Annotated in this window: 17 protein-coding genes; 15 read left to right on the top strand and 2 right to left on the bottom strand. The window is 44.6% G+C overall.

Going from position 1 to position 19,181, the window contains the following annotated elements; genetic code table 11:
* Positions 1–54: 54 nt before the first annotated feature.
* On the bottom strand, positions 55–2,676 hold the full coding sequence (glnD, locus tag AB4329_RS07300; protein WP_017060744.1) for a bifunctional uridylyltransferase/uridylyl-removing protein GlnD: 2,622 nt from the start codon (positions 2,674–2,676) through the stop codon (positions 55–57).
* Positions 2,677–2,814: 138 nt separating this feature from the next.
* Positions 2,815–3,693, bottom strand: coding sequence for a type I methionyl aminopeptidase (gene map, locus AB4329_RS07295; protein ID WP_017060743.1), 879 nt, complete (start codon positions 3,691–3,693; stop codon positions 2,815–2,817).
* 457 nt (positions 3,694–4,150) lie between these two features.
* On the opposite strand from map, the gene rpsB reads away from it, so the two are divergent.
* From rpsB to rnhB, 15 genes are all read left to right on the top strand, one after another.
* On the top strand, positions 4,151–4,882 hold the full coding sequence (gene rpsB, locus AB4329_RS07290) for a 30S ribosomal protein S2 (protein ID WP_032546326.1): 732 nt from the start codon (positions 4,151–4,153) through the stop codon (positions 4,880–4,882).
* A 141-nt stretch (positions 4,883–5,023) separates the two neighbouring features.
* Positions 5,024–5,869, top strand: coding sequence for a translation elongation factor Ts (gene tsf / locus AB4329_RS07285; protein ID WP_017063361.1), 846 nt, complete (start codon positions 5,024–5,026; stop codon positions 5,867–5,869).
* A gap of 161 nt (positions 5,870–6,030) precedes the next feature.
* Entirely contained in the window at positions 6,031–6,762 is a 732-nt protein-coding gene (gene pyrH, locus AB4329_RS07280) for a UMP kinase (protein WP_017060742.1), read from the top strand.
* A gap of 98 nt (positions 6,763–6,860) precedes the next feature.
* Positions 6,861–7,418 (top strand): ribosome recycling factor, encoded by a 558-nt coding sequence (frr, locus tag AB4329_RS07275; RefSeq protein WP_017060741.1) that lies wholly within the window; start codon positions 6,861–6,863, stop codon positions 7,416–7,418.
* Positions 7,419–7,516: 98 nt separating this feature from the next.
* Positions 7,517–8,269: an isoprenyl transferase gene (locus AB4329_RS07270; RefSeq protein WP_017063364.1), complete on the top strand. Its 753-nt coding sequence runs from the start codon at positions 7,517–7,519 to the stop codon at positions 8,267–8,269.
* 15 nt (positions 8,270–8,284) lie between these two features.
* Complete coding sequence (locus AB4329_RS07265; RefSeq protein ID WP_017063365.1) at positions 8,285–9,127, top strand: phosphatidate cytidylyltransferase; 843 nt, start codon at positions 8,285–8,287, stop codon at positions 9,125–9,127.
* A gap of 51 nt (positions 9,128–9,178) precedes the next feature.
* Positions 9,179–10,387, top strand: coding sequence for a 1-deoxy-D-xylulose-5-phosphate reductoisomerase (gene ispC / locus AB4329_RS07260; RefSeq protein WP_017060737.1), 1,209 nt, complete (start codon positions 9,179–9,181; stop codon positions 10,385–10,387).
* Positions 10,384–11,742 (top strand): sigma E protease regulator RseP, encoded by a 1,359-nt coding sequence (gene rseP / locus AB4329_RS07255; protein ID WP_017060736.1) that lies wholly within the window; start codon positions 10,384–10,386, stop codon positions 11,740–11,742. Before ispC ends, rseP begins: the two co-directional genes overlap by 4 nt.
* Before the next feature lie 48 nt (positions 11,743–11,790).
* Positions 11,791–14,196: an outer membrane protein assembly factor BamA gene (gene bamA, locus AB4329_RS07250; protein WP_017060735.1), complete on the top strand. Its 2,406-nt coding sequence runs from the start codon at positions 11,791–11,793 to the stop codon at positions 14,194–14,196.
* Positions 14,197–14,223: 27 nt separating this feature from the next.
* Positions 14,224–14,724, top strand: coding sequence for an OmpH family outer membrane protein (locus AB4329_RS07245; protein ID WP_017063367.1), 501 nt, complete (start codon positions 14,224–14,226; stop codon positions 14,722–14,724).
* Between the two features lie 5 nt (positions 14,725–14,729).
* A complete protein-coding gene (gene lpxD, locus AB4329_RS07240) occupies positions 14,730–15,761 on the top strand; it encodes a UDP-3-O-(3-hydroxymyristoyl)glucosamine N-acyltransferase (RefSeq protein WP_017066404.1) in 1,032 nt (343 codons plus the stop codon).
* 93 nt (positions 15,762–15,854) lie between these two features.
* The gene (gene fabZ, locus AB4329_RS07235; RefSeq protein ID WP_009847408.1) at positions 15,855–16,307 is read left to right on the top strand and encodes a 3-hydroxyacyl-ACP dehydratase FabZ; all 453 of its coding nucleotides are present in this window, start codon (positions 15,855–15,857) and stop codon (positions 16,305–16,307) included.
* A gap of 1 nt (position 16,308) precedes the next feature.
* On the top strand, positions 16,309–17,097 hold the full coding sequence (gene lpxA, locus AB4329_RS07230; RefSeq protein ID WP_050644950.1) for an acyl-ACP--UDP-N-acetylglucosamine O-acyltransferase: 789 nt from the start codon (positions 16,309–16,311) through the stop codon (positions 17,095–17,097).
* A 129-nt stretch (positions 17,098–17,226) separates the two neighbouring features.
* Complete coding sequence (gene lpxB / locus AB4329_RS07225; RefSeq protein WP_017066406.1) at positions 17,227–18,423, top strand: lipid-A-disaccharide synthase; 1,197 nt, start codon at positions 17,227–17,229, stop codon at positions 18,421–18,423.
* A 33-nt stretch (positions 18,424–18,456) separates the two neighbouring features.
* On the top strand, positions 18,457–19,077 hold the full coding sequence (rnhB, locus tag AB4329_RS07220; protein WP_017063371.1) for a ribonuclease HII: 621 nt from the start codon (positions 18,457–18,459) through the stop codon (positions 19,075–19,077).
* The last annotated feature ends 104 nt before the right edge of the window (positions 19,078–19,181 follow it).

Here is a 19,181-nt window from a genome sequence, read left to right as displayed (position 1 = left end):
TCTTTGCCCACACTTATTTGGTTATTAAACCTGTTTTTAGACTGAATTCGCTTTCTAAGGTGCGAGTTCAGAAACGTGCTCGGTTAATCGTTCTCTTAGTGCCTGTTCTTGTTCTTCAGACAGCCTTCCTCCCGCTTCACTGGTCAGAATAAACAGATCCTCTGCTCGCTCACCTATGGTGGTGATTTTGGCACCGTGCAAGTTGATGTCTAGCTCCGCAAAGGTTGCACCGACTTGAGCCAATAACCCCGGCGTATCAAGAGCTCTTAACTCCATCAAGGTACGTTTCTTGCTCTTGGTTGGTAGGAACTCAACTAAGGTTTTGACCTTAAAGTGTTGCAAGTTACGTGGCGTGCGACGCGTCTTAATCTTAGTCGGGCGGCCATCAGTCAATACATGAGTCAGATGTTTAGCAACGGCTTTGTGTCTTGCTTCATCAATCGCTTCGCCGTGCTGGTCTAGTACGATAAAGGTATCCAAAACATGACCATCTTTGCTAACCATGACCTGCGCGTCATGAACGTTAAAGTTACGTCTGTCGAGTTCGGCAACCACGGTCGCAAACAGTGCTGCTTGGTCTTTACAATAAACGAACACTTCTGTGCCACCGCGCGTCGCTTTCTTACTGATCAGCACTAACGGTTGGCTTGGGTCTTCTAGGCGAAGTAAGTGCTCACAGTGCCAAGCGATTTGTTTATGTGTGTGACGCAAGAAATAATCGGCCTTAAAGCGTTGCCACAACACTTCAATCTCACGAGCGGTGAAGCCTTCTTTACGCAGCAGTGCTGATGCCATTTGTTGGTTGTGACGAATACGGTCTCTGACATCGACAGGGTTTTCCAAGCCGCGGCGCAGTGCTCGCTGCGTTGAGTGGAACAGCTCAGCTAACAGGGTTCGTTTCCAACTGTTCCATAGCTCAGGGTTAGTCGCACAGATATCGGCAACGGTTAAACAAACCAGTAGCTCGAGTGATTCTTCATCACGCACTTTTTTTGCGAATTCGGTGATCACATCTGGGTCGTAGATATCACGACGTTGAGCCGTTACTGACATCAATAGGTGATTTTGTACCAACCACGCGACTTGTTTGGCTTCAGGCTTCGATAGCCCGTGTTCAATACAGAAAGAGTAAGCCTCAACCGCACCTATCTCAGAGTGGTCTCCGCCGCGGCCTTTGCCGATGTCATGGAAGATAGCGGCAAGGATCAGCAACTCTTTCTTCTGTACTCGAGGATAGACTTCACAGCAGATAGGGTGCTTATCGTGGTTTTCGATTTGACCAAAGCGGTTGATGTGCTTGAGCAGGCGGATACTGTGCTCATCCACGGTGTAAACATGGAATAGGTCAAACTGCATCTGACCAACGATCTGGCTCCACTGCGGTAAGTACGCAGAGAGCACGCCCAATTTGTGCATTAAGCTAAAGGCTTTGTGCAGGGCATTAGGGTGGCGAACTAGATCCATGAACTTGTCACGAGCTTCAGGAATGGTATGCAGGAATCGGTTCAATCGACGGCGTGCCGTACGCAGTTGTCGCAATGTTGGTGGACTTACCCCTTCGATAGTCGAGTCATTGGCGATATGGATGAACATATCGAGAATGGTTTCTGGTCTTGCTTGGAATAGGGCAGGCTTGCGCGCTTCGATCAACGAACCTCGACGTTGGAAATCACTATCGAGAATTTCAGCGTCTTGGGTTTGACCGCCATTGATGATCGCTTGATCGAACAGCTTAAGCAGCATCTTATTCAGTTCAGCAACACGACGAAGGGTTCGGTAGAACTCTTTCATCATCATCTCAACACCACGGTTTCCTTCACCCGTATAACCCAGATGTTCAGCGACTTGAGCTTGATGCGCGAACGTTAAACGGTTGTCGTAACGGCGCAGTTCAATATGCAATGCAAAGCGAACACGCCATAAAAAATCTTGGCACTCAACGAGCTCACGATATTCAGCATCGGTCAGAAAGCCGTATTTGCTCATCTCTAACAAAGAGGTCGCGCCGAAGTGGCGACGCGCAACCCAGCTCAGGGTATGGATGTCTCTGAGCCCTCCCGGAGTCGATTTGATGTCCGGTTCTAAATTATAGGTGGTGTCGTGGTAGCGAGCATGACGCTCTCTCTGTTCTTGAATCTTGGCTTTGTAAAACGTCTCACTTGGCCAAAATGAATCGGAATGAATCTTCAGTTTTAGTTCTTGGAAAGTGTCTTCACTACCACATAACAATCGCGACTCTTGTAGGTTGGTCGCGACGGTTAAATCATCGGTGCCGATATCGAGACACTCAGTAATAGTTCGCACAGCATGGCCAACTTCGAGCTTTAAATCCCAAAGTAGAGTAATGAATTGACTGACCTTTTCACCAAGAGCTGGTGGTAGTGTTTTTTGCGAGACAATGAGAATATCAATGTCAGACAAAGGATGCAGTTCGCCACGACCATAACCACCCACTGCGACAAGTGAAATATGAGGCAGTTTGTTGAATCCGAAATTTTCCCACAAACGATTGAGAAGTAAATCCATGTATTCGGAGCGCAGTAGAACCAAATCGGTGACGGGATGGTGGTTCAGAAATTCATTTTTTTGATACTGCGTGAAGATCTCGAGCTGATTTTTTAATTCGCAGATTTCAATTTGTTCGTCATTGAACGTAAGAGGGCATTGATAAGGCATAGTCTGCTATCCGTGCAAGCAAATGAGAATAGTAAACAATTTAACAGAAGCTGATGGAAAATCGAAATTGAGTGGATAAAAAATATCCTCGACAATGCGAGGATATTTTTAAAAGGCTGATGCGCTCAGTTCGGTGAACTAAGCGTTCTTCATGATACGTGGGATTGTATCATCGCTGCGCAGTGTTAGTACTTCACAACCAGTATCAGTTACAACCAGAGTGTGCTCCCATTGAGCCGAGTTCTTGCTGTCTGCTGTGTATACTGTCCAGCTATCTTCGTCATCAAGACGACAGCCAAACTTACCCGCGTTGATCATTGGCTCGATAGTGAAGCACATGCCTGCTTTTAGCACGGTGCGATCGCTGTTCTTGTAGTGAACTACTTGTGGATCTTCGTGGAATTCAGAACCAATGCCGTGACCACAGTAATCTTTAACAATAGAGAACTTAGCGCGTGGGTTGTTCTTGTTGTTTGTTTTGATGTACTTCTCGATAGCAGTACCGATTTGACCAAGTTGAACACCTGGCTTAACTTGGCGCATGCCTTCGTAAAGTGCTTCTTGAGCAACCATGCACAGACGCTTGTTTGCAGGTGAAACCTCACCCACTAGGAACATCTTAGAGGTGTCACCGTGGTAGCCTTGAGGGCGAGTACTAAGATCGGCATTTGCGTCATCAGGGATGATAACTGTGATATCAACGTTCAGAATGTCGCCATCTTTGAGTACCGCAGGTTTGAATTGACCTGTGCTACCCGTCTCGTCTTGTGACGCGGGAATGCCGTGACACACAATATGATTGATAGACGTACAGATAGACTTAGGGAAACCGTGGTAATCGAGTGGCGCAGAGTATGCACCTCTTTCTAGAGCGTACTCATGACAAAGCGTATTGAGCTCTTCCGTCGTGGTACCCACTTGGATGTGAGGTTCGATCATCTCAATAATGTCAGCGGCCAGCTTGCCGGCGACGCGCATTTTTTCAATTTCTTCAGCAGTTTTAATTTTTACAGCCATTGCATATCTCTTAATTTGGTAGCACCTAAGTGTGCATATTGGGGCTATTCTATCAGTGCAGCAATTTAGCGCAACATTACCATGTCCGTACAATACTGGAGGATACTGTTAACGTGATTAAATAATGTTCGGTTAACAGATGCAGAACCTGCTTGATATAGACACTATTTTATAGAGAAAATTTACCTTTAGAGATCAGTATAGCAGTCGCCATTTTTAGAATTTTTTCTAGCCATAGATAGACAAAATATGGTATAAAGCGCGCCGGACATCAGGACTGTTTTCTCCAATTGGCGAAACAAGCTTTATGTCCACTAACTTATTTCTTTAAATCACACACATTCCGACACATGTTCCGGGGTGCCTCAACAACACAGATAACGGCTGAAAAGTGGTTAGTTGTTAGGGGTCGGATTCATGGGGGATGTGGAGGCCTAACCCCATAGAGGATTTTAAAATGGCAACTGTATCAATGCGCGATATGCTTAAAGCTGGTGTTCACTTCGGTCACCAAACTCGTTACTGGAACCCAAAAATGAAGCCATTCATCTTTGGTGCTCGTAACAAAGTACATATCATCAACCTAGAAAAAACTGTACCAATGTTCAACGAAGCTCTAGCAGAAATCGCTAAAGTTGGTGAGAAGAAAGGTAAAGTTCTTTTCGTTGGTACTAAGCGCGCTGCATCTGAAGCTGTTAAAGAAGCTGCTGTAAACAGCAACCAGTTCTACGTTAACAACCGCTGGTTAGGCGGTATGCTAACGAACTACAAAACTGTTCGTCAGTCTATCAAGCGTCTGAAAGAACTTGAAGCGCAAGCTCAAGACGGTACTTTCGACAAGCTAACTAAGAAAGAAGCTCTAATGCGCACTCGTGAAATGGAGAAGCTAGAGAAGTCTCTTGGTGGTATCAAGAACATGGGCGGCCTACCAGACGCTCTATTCGTAATCGATGCTGATCACGAACACATCGCAGTTAAAGAAGCAAACAACCTAGGTATCCCAGTTTACGCTGTAGTTGATACTAACTCTAACCCAGACGGCGTTGACTTCGTTATCCCAGGTAACGACGATGCAATCCGTGCAGTACAGCTTTACCTAAACGCTGCTGCAGACGCGGTTAAAGAAGGTCGTAACAAAGACGTTGCTGCTGTAGCTGCTGAAAAAGATGGTTTTGTAGAAGCTGAATAATAGCGGCTCTGAATCACGCTTGGCTTAGCTAATATAGATTTTGAAATCTTTATTAAATGTAAGCTAAGTTATAGTTAGATCGGGGGCCTCATTTTGGCCCCTGATTTTTACCTTATTTTCGAATCAACCGAGGAATAGAGAATGGCAACTGTAACTGCTGCTCTAGTTAAAGAACTTCGCGAGCGCACTGGCGCTGGCATGATGGAATGTAAGAAAGCGCTTGTAGAAGCAAACGCTGACATCGAACTAGCAATTGAAAACATGCGTAAATCTGGCGCAGCGAAAGCAGCTAAGAAAGCTGGTAACGTTGCTGCTGAAGGCGCAATCATCATCAAAGAAGAGAACGGTGTAGCTGTTCTTCTTGAAGTTAACTGCCAAACTGACTTCGTAGCAAAAGATGCTAGCTTCACTGCGTTTGCAGAAGAAGTTGCAGCTGCAGCAGTAGCTTCTAAAGCTTCTGTAGAAGAGCTACAAGCACAGTTCGAAGAAACTCGCGTTGCTCTAGTTGCTAAAATCGGCGAAAACATCAACATCCGTCGCGTAGCTTACGTTGAAGGTGCTGCACTAGCTTCTTACCGTCACGGTGAGAAAATCGGTGTTGTTGTAGCTGGTGAAGGCGAAGCTGAAACTCTTAAGCACGTTGCTATGCACGTTGCTGCTTCTCGTCCTGAGTTTGTTAACCCAGAAGACGTACCAGCAGACGTAGTTGCTAAAGAGAAAGAAGTTCAAGTTGAAATCGCTATGAACGAAGGCAAGCCTCAAGAGATCGCTGAGAAAATGGTTATCGGCCGTATGAAGAAATTCACGGGCGAAATCTCTCTAACTGGTCAAGCTTTCATCATGGAACCTAAGAAAACTGTTGGCGAAATCCTTAAAGAAAAAGGCGCTGCAGTATCTAACTTCGTACGTCTAGAAGTTGGTGAAGGTATCGAGAAAGCTGCTGAAATGAGCTTCGCTGACGAAGTTGCAGCGGTACAAAAAGGTTAATCCTTAGCGTATTGTTTGAAAAAAGACCGTGGCAAATGCTGCGGTCTTTTTATGAATAGTGAACTATTTTTGAAGGCAACGTTAGTGGTTATGAATGCAAACTGACTTACTCAGTTTTTATCCATGACTGTTAATCATCAACTCTTTGGAAGGTAAACTCCATGACTACGAACCCTAAACCAGTGTATCAACGTATTCTGTTAAAACTTAGCGGTGAAGCGCTACAAGGCGAAGAAGGTTTTGGTATTGACCCAACGATCCTTGATCGTATGGCTCAAGAAGTAAAAGAATTGGTTGAACTAGGCGTTCAAGTTGGTGTTGTTATCGGTGGCGGTAACTTGTTCCGTGGTGCTGGTCTTGCTGAAGCTGGCATGAACCGCGTTGTTGGTGACCACATGGGTATGCTTGCAACGGTAATGAACGGCCTTGCAATGCGTGACGCTCTTCACCGTGCTTACGTAAACGCACGTGTAATGTCTGCAATCCCTCTTAAAGGTGTGTGTGACGACTACAACTGGGCAGATGCAATCAGCCAACTACGTCAAGGTCGCGTTGTGATCTTCTCTGCTGGTACGGGTAACCCATTCTTCACTACGGATTCTGCTGCATGTCTACGTGGTATCGAAATTGAAGCTGACGTAGTTCTAAAAGCGACAAAAGTAGATGGTGTATTTACTTCTGACCCTGTAGCAAACCCAGACGCAGAGTTGTATGATACGTTGTCTTACAACACGGTTCTTGATAAAGAACTTAAAGTAATGGACTTGGCTGCATTTACGCTAGCACGTGATCACAAAATGCCAATCCGTGTATTTAACATGAATAAACCAGGCGCACTACGTCGCGTGGTTATGGGTGAAACTGAAGGTACATTAATCAGCGACGCTGACTAATTTTTCGGGCTTACTGAGGTGTTGTACCTTGGTAAGCTTATCCTTATCACTCCAAATAAAAAGCTTTCTTGAAGAAAGAACATAATCAAGGTGAAATTGTGATTAACGAAATCAAAAAAGACGCTCAAGAGCGCATGGTAAAAAGTGTTGATGCACTAAAAAACAGCCTGCAAAAGATTCGTACAGGCCGTGCGCACCCGAGCCTACTTTCTGGTCTTACTGTTGAGTACTACGGTGCTCCAACGCCTTTGACTCAAGTAGCTAACGTTATCGCTGAAGATGCACGTACACTAGCTATTACAGTGTTTGATAAAACACTGACTCCTCTAGTTGAAAAAGCAATCCTGACATCTGACCTAGGCCTAAACCCTATGTCTGCTGGTACGGTTATCCGTGTTCCACTTCCACCGCTAACGGAAGAGCGTCGTAAAGACCTAGTTAAAATCGTTCGTGGCGAAGCTGAAGGTGGCCGTGTTGCTATCCGTAACATCCGTCGTGACGCGAATGGCGATCTAAAAGCACTTCTTAAAGATAAAGAAATCTCTGAAGATGAAGATCGTAAAGCACAAGACGAAATTCAAAAGCTAACTGACGCTGCGGTTAAGAACGTAGACGAAGTTCTAGCTGTTAAAGAAAAAGAGTTGATGGAAGTTTAATTTTCCATATTCTTTTCTTTCCGGAAAAACGCTGTACTCACGGTGCAGCGTTTTTTTATGCTACTCTGTTCGACTATTAGAATTTGATTCACTCTTTTATGCATAATTCTCAAGCGTTCACAGACTCTCTTCCTAAACACATTGCTATCATTATGGATGGTAATGGTCGCTGGGCAAAAGCTCAGGGCAAGCCTCGCGTCTTTGGCCATAAAAACGGTGTTCAAGCCGTTCGTAAAACTATCTCTTCTGCAGCCAGACTTGGCATTAAAGCCGTTACTCTTTTTGCATTTAGTAGCGAAAACTGGCGTCGTCCTGAAGAAGAAGTCGGTATCTTGATGGAACTGTTTATTTCAGTGCTGTCGAGTGAAGTTAAAAAGCTTCATAAAAATAATCTACAACTTCGTGTTATTGGTGATAAAAGTCGTTTCAATGATCGACTACAAAAGAAGATAGAAGAAGCGGAAGCTTTGACTAGCACCAATACGGGTATGGTTATTAATATTGCAGCTAACTACGGCGGTAAGTGGGATATTCAGCAAGCAATGACCTCTATTGCTCAACAGGTAAAGTCTGGTGATATTAATGTAGATGACATTGATGAAGCTATGATTACACAGCACCTGACAATGGCAGATATTCCTGAAGTCGATCTACTTATCCGTACCAGTGGCGAATGCCGCATTAGTAATTTTATGCTTTGGCAGTTGGCTTACGCCGAAATGTATTTCACTGAACAATTCTGGCCAGACTTTAATGAAGACAGCTTAGTAGAAGCTGTGACTTGGTTTGTTAACCGTGAGCGTCGTTTTGGATGCACCGGTGAGCAAATTAAAGCTCTGATGGACAGTTAATAAGGATTTTTTGGTTTGAAACAACGAATTATTACGGCGTTGATTTTAGCTCCCCTAGTTATTCTAGGTATTTTCGAGTTATCACTTCCTACATTTATTCTTTCACTAGCGGTAATCTCGCTATTGGGTTTTTGGGAGTGGACTCAGTTTGTTGAAAGCAAATCACGTTATGTAGCGTTGATTCCAACGGTTGTGGTAAGTGCTGCAAGTTTTGCTTTTATCCCTTTTGATGCATTTAGCCTTAATAACTTGTCTACTGCTCACTACGCCATTCTAACGATTGGCTCGATTTGGTGGGTAATCGCGAGTGGCATGGCGGTGACTTATCCTAAGTCTATGCCTGCATGGAAAGACTCTTCTCTTCTTCGTCACGCCTTTGGTGTGCTGACTCTGCTGCCATTCTTCTGGAGTGTGGTTATCCTGCGTGCTAACGGTATCGATGCTGATCCTTACCACGGTGCTAAACTGGTGATGTTTGTTTGCTTGCTTGTTTGGGCTGCAGATAGCGGCGCATACTTTTCAGGAAAGAGTTTTGGTAAGCGTAAAATGGCACCAGCGGTAAGCCCTAATAAGACGATTGAAGGTCTTATCGGTGGCATTATTACTGCGGTGATCGTGGCTTGGATCTTTGCTGACTTGTTTGACATCCAATTCACAAGCCCACTTCACATGATTGTTATTACCCTTGTGACCGTTGTTATTTCTGTTCTAGGTGACCTTGTTGAAAGCATGTTTAAGCGTGTTTCTGGGGTGAAAGACAGCAGTAATCTGATTCCTGGTCATGGTGGTATACTAGATAGAATAGATAGCTTAACGGCTGCATTCCCTGTCTTTGCTCTGCTTTATTTAGCATTCTAATAATAAAGGGCAGTGATTCTGCCCTTTATTACATTTCTACGGTCATATGTGATGCGAAATCTAACTATCCTTGGCGCTACCGGCTCAATTGGTGCAAGTACACTAAAAGTCGTTGAGCAAAACCCAGATCTCTATTCAGTGGTTGCACTGGCTGCAGGCTCGAATGTTGAAAAGATGCTGGCGTTAGTTGAAAAGTGGCAACCAAGCTATGTTGCTATGGCTTGCTCTGATGCAGCGTCTCAACTGACTGAAGTGTTGTCCGTGAGTTACCCTAACGTAAAAGTACTTTCAGGCACTGAAGGCATGTGTCAGGTTGCTTCTCTAGAGGAAGTGGACACGGTAATGGCCGCGATTGTTGGTGCCGCTGGTTTACTTCCTACTATGTCTGCGGTTAAAGCGGGCAAGCGTATCTTGCTTGCAAACAAAGAAGCTTTGGTGATGTCTGGGCAGTTGTTTATCGACGCCGTGGAAAAATACGGTGCAGAGCTGCTTCCTGTCGATAGCGAGCATAATGCTATTTTCCAATGCCTTCCGCAGAACGTACAAACTAACCTAGGCCGCTGTAACCTTGAAGAAAACGGCATTAACCATATTCTTCTGACTGGTTCTGGTGGTCCTTTCCGTTATACCGATGTGGCTGAACTCGAATCAGTGACTCCTGAACGCGCAATTGCACACCCTAACTGGTCTATGGGGCCTAAGATCTCTGTCGATTCTGCGACTATGATGAATAAAGGGCTAGAGTACATTGAAGCGAAATGGCTATTTAATGCTTCTCAGGAGCAGTTAAAGGTCATCATTCACCCGCAGTCTGTGATTCACTCGATGGTTCAGTACAAGGATGGCTCTGTGCTTGCTCAAATGGGCGAACCAGATATGGCAACGCCAATCGCTTTGACGATGTCTTACCCTAATCGTACCGAGGCGGGTGTTAAGCCTTTAGACTTTACTAAAGTGGGTGAGCTTACCTTCTTAGAACCAGATTTCAGTCGTTACCCGTGTTTGAGGTTAGCGATTGAAGCGTGCTACTTAGGTCAGCATGCGACAACAGCCATTAATGCAGCAAACGAGATCGCGGTCGATGCTTTCTTGAACAATCAGGTGAAGTTTACCGATATTGCTGTCATTAACGAACACGTTATGAGCAAAGTATGTGAACAACATAACTCTGAGGGTTTAGATAGCTTGGAAAGCCTTCTCGAGCTCGATAATATGTCTCGTCAAATAGCCATTCAATTTATTAAAGAGCAGCTAGCATGAGTGGAATTCTGTGGAACTTCGCATCTTTTATCGTAGCGCTTGGCATTCTGGTTGCTGTTCATGAGTTTGGACACTTCTGGGTCGCTCGTCGTTGTGGTGTGAAAGTTGAAAAATTCTCGATTGGTTTTGGTAAATCAATCTGGAGTAAAGTGGGCCGTGATGGTACTGAATACAGCTTGTCAGTGATTCCACTGGGCGGCTACGTTAAGATGCTCGATGGTCGTGTTGACGATCTTTCTGAAGATCAACAGCAATACGCTTTCGACAAGAAGCCGCTTTGGAAACGAACGGCGATTGTGGGTGCAGGCCCTGCATTCAACTTTATCTTTGCGGTGTTCGCGTATTGGTTAGTATTTTTGATTGGCGTACCCGCGGTTAAGCCCGTGATTGGTGAAGTCACTCCACAATCTATTGCTGCACAAGCCGGAATTGAAACTGGAATGGAACTTAAATCTATTTCAGGAATCAAAACCGCAGATTGGGAATCAGTCAATATGGGGTTGATATCGCACATTGGTGATCAATCCATGACAGTGACGGTTGCTTCTCAAGACGACATCGGCTTTGAGCAACAAATGACATTGGATATTTCAGACTGGTCGTTCAACCCAGAAACTGAATCTGCAATGACAACGCTGGGCTTTAGACCGTATTCTCCAGAGATATCGACCGTACTGGCTCAAATCATTGATGATGGCGCTGCATACGATGCAGGTCTTGAAGCTGGCGATAAAATTGTTGAGATTAACGGGCAACCTATTGAACAGTGGCAGTCGGTTGTTGAGTTAATTCGTGCTAATCCAATGACATCATTGGACTTGGTCGTATTGCGAAATGGTGCCGAGCAGTCATTGGTTATGACACCAAAAAGTCGAGAGCTTTCTGATGGTTCGACAATCGGCTATGCAGGTATTGCTCCGGAAGTCGCAGAATGGCCAGAAGATTATCGCTTTGAGTTACAATTTGGTGTAATTGAGTCTGTAGGAAAAGCATTTGATAAAACAGGTCAAATCATTGGATTGACACTGACAATGCTTAAGAAGCTCATCGTTGGTGATGTTGGCTTAAACAACTTGAGTGGCCCTATTTCAATCGCTAAAGGTGCAGGTACAACCGCCGATTATGGTCTGGTTTACTTCTTGGGCTTTTTGGCTCTGATTAGTGTTAACTTAGGGATTATTAATTTGGTTCCGCTGCCTATGCTTGATGGCGGACATTTGCTGTTTTTCGCTATTGAGGCCGTTACTCGTAAACCGGTACCTGAGAAAGTTCAGGAAATGGGATACAGAGTGGGAGGGGCAATCCTCTTCTCATTGATGGCTCTGGCAATATTTAACGATTTTACTCGTCTGTGAATGGTTTCTCACAGGCATTGGTAGTAGCAAGGAATAATTAGAATAAGTATGGCGATTAAGCAAATTCTGTTCGCAAGTCTATTGGCCACTAGTGTGGCTGCGAACGGAGCACAAAACTTTGTAGTTCAAGATATCAAGATCGAAGGTTTACAGCGTGTTGCACTTGGTGCAGCTCTACTGAAAATGCCAGTACGTATTGGCGATGAAGTGGATGAAAGCGATGTGTCTGAGATCATTCGTGCATTGTATGCTTCGGGCAACTTTGAGGACGTTAAAGTACTTCGTGATGAAGGTGTATTGATTGTTCAAGTTCAAGAACGACCGACCATCGCAAGCATCTCATTCTCTGGTAATAAAGCGATTAAAGAAGAACAGCTTCAGCAGAACCTAGATGCGTCTGGTGTTCGTGAAGGTGAAGCCCTTGACCGTACTACGCTGAGTAACATTGAAAAAGGCCTTGAAGATTTTTACTACAGTGTTGGTAAGTACAACGCGACAGTAAAAGCGGTTGTGACACCTCTGCCACGTAACCGTTCTGACCTTAAGTTTGTGTTTACTGAGGGCGTATCCGCTAAGATTCAGCAAATCAACTTTATCGGTAATGAAGTCTTCTCTGACTCTGAACTGCTTAGTCGTTTCAATCTGAATGTTGATGTTGCATGGTGGAATTTCCTTGCGGATGAAAAATACCAAAAGCAAGTATTAGCCGGTGATATCGAAGCGCTGAAATCTTACTACCTTGACCGTGGTTACCTTAAGTTTAAGGTTGACTCTACGCAGGTGGCGATCTCTCCAGACAAAAAAGGTGTTTACATCACGCTTGGCCTCGATGAAGGCGAAGCCTACACCGTTAAAGATGTCTCTTTCCGTGGTGAATTAATCGGTCGTGAGGCTGACTTCGAAGCGTTAGTGCCATTCGAAGACGGCGATACGTACAACGGTTCTTCGGTAACGTCTTTGGAAGAGAACGTAAAACGAATTCTTGGTGAATCTGGCTACGCGTACCCACAAGTTCGCACGATTCCTGAATTTGACGATGAGACCAAAGAAGTGTCGTTGGTTATCAATGTAGAAGCGGGCAGCCGTATCTATGTTCGTGATATTCGATTCACGGGTAACAACTCAACGAAAGACGAAGTACTGCGTCGTGAAATGCGTCAAATGGAAGGCAGCTGGCTTAACTCTAAGTCCATTGATACCGGTAAGAGCCGTCTTAACCGTTTAGGTTTCTTTGAAACGGTTGATGTACAAACAGTGCGTGTTCCTGGCAGTGAAGACCAAGTTGATTTGGTTTACAACGTTAAGGAAGCGAACTCAGGCAGTATCAACTTTGGTGTTGGCTACGGTACTGAATCAGGTGTTAGTTTCCAAGTTGGTTTGCAACAAGATAACTTTGCAGGTTCAGGTAACCGTGTTGGCGTAAGTGCCATGATGAATGATTACCAAAAGAACGTGAGCTTAGACTACCGTGACCCATACTGGAACCTTGATGGTGTGAGCTTAGGCGGTAAGATCTTCTACAACGAATTTGAAGCCTCTGAAGCGGGCATCGTCGACTATACCAACCAAAGTTACGGTACCAGCCTAACATGGGGTTTCCCTATGGATGAGCTGAACCGTATCGAGTTTGGTGTGGGCTATACGCACAACAAGATCGGTAACGTACCGACTTATATCCAAGTTGAACAGTTCGCGAGAAGTATCGACCAATACGGTGACGAGCACATCTTAACCGATGACTTCGATATCAATATTTCATGGACGCGTAACAATTTGAACCGTGGTTTCTTCCCAACTGAGGGTAACCACCAACGTGCTTTCGCTAAAATGACGGTACCAGGCTCTGATGCTCAGTACTTCAAAATGCAGTACGATGTAAAACATTACATCCCGCTGACCAAAAAGCATGAGTTCACACTATTGATGCGCGGCCGATTAGGCTATGGTAATGGTTATGGTCAAACAGATGGTAACGATAACTTGTTCCCATTCTACGAGAACTACTACGCAGGTGGTTTTACAACCCTACGTGGCTTTGGTTCTAACTCAGCTGGCCCGAAAGCCGTTTACGGAAGCAGCACAGGTAACAACCCAACCTATGATACCGCTACTGATGATTCAGTGGGTGGTAACGCGGTTGCCTTAGCAAGCTTAGAGTTAATTGTACCAACGCCGTTTGCTTCTGATGAAGCGCGCAGCCAGATTCGAACCAGTGTTTTCTTCGACATGGCAAGTGTATGGGACACAGAGTTCGTAGACCGCGGCGCACCAAATAGTGGCAGCCAGTACTACTACGATTACTCTGACCCAACAAATTACCGTTCATCTTATGGTGCCGCTCTTCAATGGATGTCACCAATGGGCCCACTGGTTTTCTCTCTAGCGAAACCAATTAAAGTTTACGAAGGTGATGATGAAGAGTTCTTCACATTTACCATTGGTAGAACTTTCTAATATTTAAAGGACAATATTTTGAAAAATATGATTAAAGCAGCAGGTTTAGGCCTTGTAGTTCTTAGCTCTTCTTTCTTTGCAACAGCTGCTGAAGCTGCGCAAAAAGTGGGTTATGTAAACACTGCACAAGTATTCCAGGCTCTACCTCAGCGTGAAGTTGTTCTTCAAAAAATGCAGGAAGAGTTCAAAGATAAAGCGGCTGAGCTACAGAGCATTCAAGCTGAAGCGAAAACCAAGATTGAAAAGCTTAAGCGTGATGGCGAGCTACTAGGTCCTGAAGAAGTTGAGAAGCTTCGTATCGAAGTTGGCCAACTAGACAGCAAGTACAAAATCAAAGCTCAAGCATTAGAAAAAGCAAGTCAACGTCGTGAAGCACAAGAGAAGCAGAAGCTGTTCAAAGTGATTCAAGATGCTGTAACTAAAGTTGCAGAGAAAGAAGGCTACGACATGATCGTTGATATTCAAGCTCTACAATACGGTAAGCCTGAATACAACATCTCTGAGCAAGTAATTAAATCACTGAAATAAGTTTTATGAAGAACCTGACTTTAGCCGAATTGGCAACGATTACTGGGGGAGAGCTACACGGAGACGGTACGATTACCGTCTCAGCAGTCGCTCCTATGGATAAAGCGCAAGAAGGTAACATTACGTTCCTTTCTAACGTGAAGTACAGCAAGCACCTAGGTGACTGTAAAGCGTCCGCTATTATGGTTAAAGAGAGTGAGCGCGAATTGTGTAAGACCAACGTTATTGTGGTTAGTGACCCTTACGTTGCTTTTGCTAAGGTTGCTCAAGCGCTTGATACTACTCCTGCTCCCGCAGCGGCTATTGCTGATTCTGCTTCAATCTCTAGCGATGCAACTATTGGACAAAATGTGTCTATTGGTGCGAACGCTGTGATTGAGTCTGGTGTAGTACTTAGTGATGATGTGATCATCGGTGCTGGTTGCTTTATTGGTAAAAATGCAAAAATTGGCGCAGGCACTAAGCTGTGGGCTAACGTAAGTGTTTACCATGAAGTTGTGATTGGTGAAGCATGTCTGATCCAATCAAGTACTGTTATTGGCTCTGATGGCTTTGGTTATGCGAACGAGAAAGGCGAATGGGTTAAGATCCCGCAAGTCGGCTCTGTTCGCATTGGTAACCGCGTAGAAATTGGCGCGTGTACTACCATCGACCGCGGCGCATTAGATGACACAATCATCGAAGACAACGTTATCCTAGATAACCAACTCCAGATTGCTCACAATGTTCACATCGGATATGGTTCAGCTCTTGCTGGTGGTACTATCATTGCAGGCAGCACGACGATAGGTAAGTACTGTATTATTGGTGGTGGTTGTGTGATTAATGGTCACATTGAAATCGTTGACGGCGTTACAATCACCGGTATGGGGATGGTAATGCGCAGCATCACTGAGAAAGGCATGTACTCTTCGGGTATTCCTTTACAGCCAAATAAAGACTGGCGTAAAACAGCGACGCGAGTTCATCGTATTGATGAAATGAACAAGCGTTTGAAAACCGTTGAAAAACTTATTGAGAAGAGCGCGGAATCATAATTCCAGCATTTCTAATAAAAGGCTCGCGTACAGCGAGTCTTTTTCGTTTATAATCCTTCTAATTAAATAAAGAATATACATAGGAATACGACTTTGACTACTGAACAGACAACGATGAACATTACTGAAATTCAGGAACTACTACCTCATCGCTACCCATTCTTAATGGTTGATCGTGTGACTAGCTTTGAAAAAGAAAAAACACTGACCGCAATTAAGAATGTTTCTGTTAACGAACCTCAGTTCACAGGCCACTTCCCTCAGCTTCCTGTATTCCCAGGCGTGTTGATCTTAGAAGCAATGGCACAAGCAACAGGCCTTCTAGCATTCAAATCTTTCGGTGCGCCTTCTGGCAACGAGTTGTACTACTTTGCTAGCGTAGATAAAGCTAAATTCCGTAAGCCAGTAGTACCAGGTGACCAACTGGTTATCGAAGTTGAATTCTTAAAAGAACGTCGTGGCATCGCATCGTTTAATGGTGTTGCTAAGGTTGACGGCGTAGTTGTATGTTCAGCTGAACTTAAATGTGCTCGTAGAGAGTTTTAATATGATTCATGAAACAGCGAAAATTCACCCGGCAGCAGTAATCGAAGGTGATGTAACTATCGGTGCTAACGTGACGGTTGGGCCTTTCACTTACATTGCTGGTAATGTGACAATTGGTGACGACACTGAAGTGATGTCGCACGTTGTGATCAAAGGTCACACAACCATTGGTAAAGAAAATCGTATCTTCCCACACGCTGTTATCGGTGAAGAAAACCAAGATAAGAAATACGGCGGCGAAGACACAACAGTTGTAATCGGTGATCGCAACGTAATTCGTGAAGCGGTTCAAATCCATCGTGGTACGGTTCAAGACAAAGCAACCACAGTGATTGGTGATGACAACTTACTTTGTGTTAATGCTCACGTAGCGCACGATGTTATTGTTGGTAACCACACTCACATTGGTAACAACGCTATTCTTGGCGGTCATGTAACGGTTGGCGACTACGCTGGTGTTATGGCACTTTCTGCGATTCACCCATTCTGCTCAATTGGTGCTTACGCATACATTGGTGGTTGTTCTGCAGTTGTTCAAGATGTACTGCCGTACGTGCTTGCACAGGGTAACCACGCGGCTCCATTCGGTCTTAATCTAGTAGGTTTGAAGCGTAACGGATTTGAAAAACCTGAAATTCGTGCACTACAGAAGGCGTACAAAGAGCTATACCGTTCAGGTAAAACACTTGAAGAAGCGAAAGCGGCTTTAGTTGAAATGGCAAAAGAGTTTACTTCGGTAGCGCCTATGCTTGAAATGCTAGAGAACTCTGAGCGCGGTATTATTCGTTAATACTCGATATGGTTATGTACCAATCAATGTGAGTATGGCAATAACTACTTCATCAGAATGGTATAACAAAAAGATCGCTACTCGTTAGGCGGTCTTTTTTGTTTTAGGCAACAAGGGAATTGAAAAACTATGGCACAGCAAGAAGCAGCAACCAATAGCTCGGACTTCGTTTCGAATGAACCATTGCGCGTAGGCATTGTTGTCGGCGAACTGTCTGGCGATACGCTTGGTGAAGGCTTTATCAAAGCGATCAAATCACAATACCCGAATGCAGAGTTCGTTGGCATTGGCGGGCCGAAAATGAAAGCCCTAGGTTGTGAGTCTCTTTTCGAGATGGAAGAGCTGGCCGTTATGGGCTTAGTTGAAGTGCTTGGCCGTTTACCTCGCTTGTTAAAAGTAAAAGCAGAGCTGGTTAAGTATTTCACTCAAAATCCACCCGATGTCTTTGTCGGTATCGACGCGCCCGATTTCAACCTAAGGCTTGAGTTAGACCTTAAGAACGCTGGTATCAAAACGGTGCATTACGTGAGCCCTTCAGTGTGGGCTTGGCGTCCAAAGCGTATCTTTAAAATCGACAAAGCAACCGACTTAGTCTTGGCTTTCTTGCCGTTCGAAAAAGCGTTCTACGATAAATATAACGTTGCCTGTGAGTTTGTTGGTCACACGTTGGCAGACGCGATTCCTTTAGAGCCTAGTAAACAAGATGCTCGAGAGCTGTTAGGTCTTGATCAAGACAAGCAGTGGTTAGCCGTATTACCGGGTAGTCGTGGTGGTGAGATGGGTTTGATTGCTCAGCCATTTATCGAAACTTGCCAACGTATCAAGCAGAAGTATCCGGATATCAATTTTGTTGTTGCGCTCGTTAACGAGCAGCGTAAAAAGCAGTTTACTGAAATCTGGCAATCGACCGCACCTGAGCTTGAATTCACGTTAGTCGAAGATACGGCAACCAACGTGATTACCGCCGCTGATTCTGTGCTCTTGGCTTCAGGTACCGTGGCTCTTGAATGTATGTTGCTTAAACGCCCTATGGTGGTTGGTTACAAAGTAAATAAGCTGACGGGTTACATTGTTAAGAAGTTGGCGATCACTGAGTTTGTGTCACTGCCGAATATTTTGGCTGGTGAAGAGATCGTGAAAGAGCATATTCTTGAAGAGTGCCACCCAGACTTTTTGTTCCCGTCTGTCGATAAAATGCTATCAGCCGATAACAGTGCCTTGATCAAACGCTTTACCGAGATGCATCACTGGATCCGCAAAGACGCAGACAAACAAGCCGCTAACGCAGTATTGAAATTGATTGACCGACCTTTTGTTGAAGCATAAAGCGCTTATTTACAGAACATTAAGAGATTAGTTATGGCAGTAAAAGAAAAAAAAGAGCTTCCTCCATTTGAATACCCGCAAGGTTACCAGCTGTTTGCTGGCGTGGATGAAGTAGGGCGTGGCCCTTTGGTTGGCGACGTGGTGACCGCTGCGGTTATCCTTGATCCAAACAACCCAATCGAAGGCTTGAACGACTCAAAGAAATTGTCTGAGAAAAAGCGTCTTGCGTTACTTCCTGAAATCAAAGAGAAAGCTTTGGCGTGGTCTGTCGGTCGTTGTTCTCCACAAGAAATTGATGAGTTGAATATTCTGCAAGCGACGATGGTTGCTATGCAGCGAGCTATCGCGGGGTTGAGCGTTCAACCTGATATGGCGTTGATAGATGGAAACCGAGTCCCAGAACTGCCGATGGATGGTCTTGCGATTGTGAAGGGGGACTTGCGAGTGGCTGAAATCAGTGCGGCGTCTATTATCGCAAAAGTCGTTCGTGACCAAGAGATGGAAGATCTTGATAAACTTCATCCAGAGTTTGGTTTTGCTAAGCATAAAGGTTACCCGACCAAAGCGCATTTCGAAGCGATTGAAAAACATGGTGTAACCGAGCATTACCGCAAGAGCTTTAAGCCAGTAAAACGTATTCTTGGTATAGATTAGAGCTTTACGTTAACTAGAGCTTGGCATCTAATAAAGTTGCTAACTTGTATTAGAAAAAAATAGAATACACACAGTTGTAATCCTAGGCCTAAACCTAGAACTCA

The organism is Vibrio sp. 10N.261.54.A5, assembly GCF_041471145.1.
In the GTDB taxonomy this organism is placed as follows: domain Bacteria; phylum Pseudomonadota; class Gammaproteobacteria; order Enterobacterales; family Vibrionaceae; genus Vibrio; species Vibrio crassostreae_C.
This window is presented reverse-complemented; position numbering and strand designations above follow the sequence as displayed.